This is a genomic window from Streptomyces fuscigenes, from assembly GCF_021556455.1.
In the GTDB taxonomy this organism is placed as follows: Bacteria; Actinomycetota; Actinomycetes; order Streptomycetales; family Streptomycetaceae; genus Streptomyces; species Streptomyces fuscigenes.
Genome location: NZ_JAKGCV010000585.1, coordinates 1 through 2,851 on the forward strand (window position 1 = coordinate 1; position 2,851 = coordinate 2,851).

The following is a 2,851-nucleotide window of genomic DNA, read 5'->3' on the forward strand; positions in this document are numbered from 1 at the left end:
GAGGAAACCGATCCCGTACATCCGGAACGCGGCGGTGATGCCCCGGCCCGTCGTGCTGCCGCGCCGGCCCGGCAGCGCCGCCGTCGGCCAGCTCGCGAACGCCGCCGTCGCCACGTACCAGGACACGAGGCCCGACACCGCGGCGAACCAGCCGCCGACCTGCGCCAGCCCGTCCGCGCCGGCGAACACGGCGACGGCGAGCAGCACGAGGCCCACGCAGAGCAGCACGTAGACGCTCTGGACCAGCGGACCCGAGGCCGAGGCGCCGAACGTCAGCGAGAGCGCCAGCAGCGCCCACAGGACGAAGAACAGGCCCGCCGCGTGGGCGGTGGTGTGGCCCCCGAACCCCGTCCCCCAGGTGAACCAGAACGCTCCGAGGGCGGCGAAGGCCGTCCCCGTGAACGTGGCGCCCTGCCGGAACTCCAGCAGGCCGGCGATGAACAGGGCCACACCTCCCACATAGAGCGCGAGCGTGACGGCATCGGCCGCCGTCACCCCGTCGACGACCCCGGTGAGTCCGAGGCCGAAGGCGAGCAGGGTGAGACCGAGGGCGAGATGGCCGAGAACGGAAGTGGCTGACGGCGGACTTCCCGCGGCGACGTCGTTGTCCACGGCGGGCTCCCTTCACTGAGCGCGACGGTGCTGGCGTTCCAACGACCGTTATGTACCCTTCACAAGGGCGCAATGCACATCCGGACGTGAGCTAATTCACTTCCTCGGTAGCGATGTTGACGGAGCGTCATTCCGTGGAGGCTCGTGTGACGCAAGGGATGCCAGAGGTACGAGAGGGTGAACGATCCGGCGTCGGCAGCCCTCGGGCGCGACCGGAAACCGCCGGTTCGGGCGATGTCGCCCGACCTTTCGCGCGAGGCCGGAGCGGGCGTCTCGACGGGGGGCGGCCCCGGACAGGGATGAGACCCTGCGGGACGGAAGCAGGCATGTGTCAGGCATGTGTCCACGCCGGAAGGGGAGACGGGCCGCCACGCTCGGTCGGGCAGGAGACCAACCGGCCCTGCGGTCAACGGCGCTGCGGGCAGCGGCGCCGGGCTCGGGCCGCACGCGACGCGGGCCCCGGGGCCCAGGACCCAGGACCCAGGGCCCAGGGCCCAGGGCCCAGGGCCCACCCGGAGCGTGCACGCGTCAGCATGTACTCCGTGCGCGCGCGACGCGGGCCCGAGGGTCCGCCGCCCGGGACCCGGCCCTCTCCCCCGCGAGTGTCCCGCCCCTGCCGGGCCGCCGCCCGGCGAGAGCGCGCGCGGCGGCGGTATCCCGCGTTGCGGCCGACGGGGCGGGTGACACCCGGGCCGCGAGCGTCACGGCATCACGGCGCCAGGGCTTACGGCGTCGGGGCGTCGCGGAGCCGCCTCGTCACGGGACGACGACCACCGGGCGCCTGGCCCGGCGCGCCAGCCGGCCCGCGACGGAGCCGAAGATGCGCCCGACGAGCCCGTGGGTCGAGCCCACGACGATGGCGTCGGCCGAGTACTCCTGGCCGACCTCTTCGAGTTCGTGGCAGATGTCGCCGCCGCGCTCGACGAGGATCCACGGCACCTCGGCCAGGTGCTCCGCGCAGGCGAGTTCGAGGCCGAGCACTTCCGTGCGGTGGTCGGGGACGTCGACGAAGACGGGGGGCTCGCACCCCGCCCAGACCGTCGTCGGGAGCCGATTGGCGACATGAACGATGATCAGACCGGAAGTGAGCCGGCTGGCCATGCCGATGGCGTAGGCGAGCGCGCGTTCGCTCGATGTGGAGCCGTCGAATCCGACCACTACTCCGTGCCGGAAGGCTGGGTCGCACGACGTGCTCGGCTGTTCCTCCGCCAGCAGTTCCGCCAGGGGGTCGGCTACCTGCTTGCGGTCAGCGGGTTCAGGGATTTCGTGACCGGCCATGGGTGTCTCGGCGAAGGAGATCCTCTTGGGAAAGGAACGACGATGGCAACGAGCGGTGAACGGTGAGCTGTGGACGACCGACTTCGCCACGAGGCCGACGAAGCGGACGCCGACGAACGCGGCATGGGGGACGGTGAGCCGTGTCCGGGAATCATCTTCCCCAGGCCCTTACCCCCAGGGTACGGCGCCACTCCTCTCATGCCCAGGCTTTGTTGTCCCGCACGCGGTGCCCCGCACGCGGCGTTTCAGGGAGCATGCACGAGCACGCGGCGTAGCGCAATGCCCGATGGCACGTACATCAGACGGGCGGGTCCCGCCGGTGAGGGCGCCCCGGAGCGGTCCGGGCGGACGCGCGCGCCCGCGAGCGCGCGCCGCGGGGCGCGTCCCGCTCACGTACGCCCGGCGGCCGGGGAGGCCGGGTGCCCGGGCCGCCGGGTCCGCCGCGGCGGACCGCCCCGCACACGGCAGTCGTACGTACGGGACGCCGCGCGGCCCCGCGACGAGGTCTGCGCCGTTCGCCCGAGAGCAGCACAGACAGTGACCGTACGCGATCATCACTCGTTGGCCACCGGTCAGGCCGCCGTCCGGAGGGAGCCCTCGTGTCCACGCCCACGACCTCGCAGGTCAGCGCAGCGCCGGAGGCCCGGGACGCGGCCCGGGGGCACGCCTGCCGGACTTCCGGGCCCGGTGGCACCGCGGCCCTCGTCGACACCGCGGCCCCCGTCGGCACCGCCGCCCCCTGCCCCACGGAGCACACCGGCCCCATGGAGCACACCGGCCACGCCTGCGTCCCCGGAGGCACCAGCCCCACCACCCTCACCAGCCCCACCACCCTCACCGCCCTCACCCCGCGCACCGGCACCGGCACCGGCACCGGCACCGGCACCGGCACCGGCGAGGCCCTCGCTCACGCGGACCCCGCCGGCCAGGGCCCCCGCGACGGCTCCGGGCGCCGCGTCCG

At 73.9% G+C, this 2,851-nt stretch carries 2 protein-coding genes and 1 pseudogene; 1 reads left to right on the forward strand and 2 read right to left on the reverse strand.

What is annotated here, in order from left to right; translation table 11 throughout:
• Both L1885_RS26605 and L1885_RS26610 read right to left on the reverse strand, forming a co-directional pair.
• Nucleotides 1-612: acetate uptake transporter (locus L1885_RS26605; protein ID WP_235799711.1), on the reverse strand; the 612-nt coding region annotated here is incomplete at its 3' end.
• Between the two features lie 756 nt (nucleotides 613-1,368).
• Nucleotides 1,369-1,890: a universal stress protein gene (locus tag L1885_RS26610; RefSeq protein WP_235799712.1), complete on the reverse strand. Its 522-nt coding sequence runs from the start codon at nucleotides 1,888-1,890 to the stop codon at nucleotides 1,369-1,371.
• Between the two features lie 599 nt (nucleotides 1,891-2,489).
• Between L1885_RS26610 and L1885_RS26615 the strand changes: the two are divergent.
• Nucleotides 2,490-2,851: pseudogene (locus tag L1885_RS26615) on the forward strand (hypothetical protein); the annotation flags it as partial.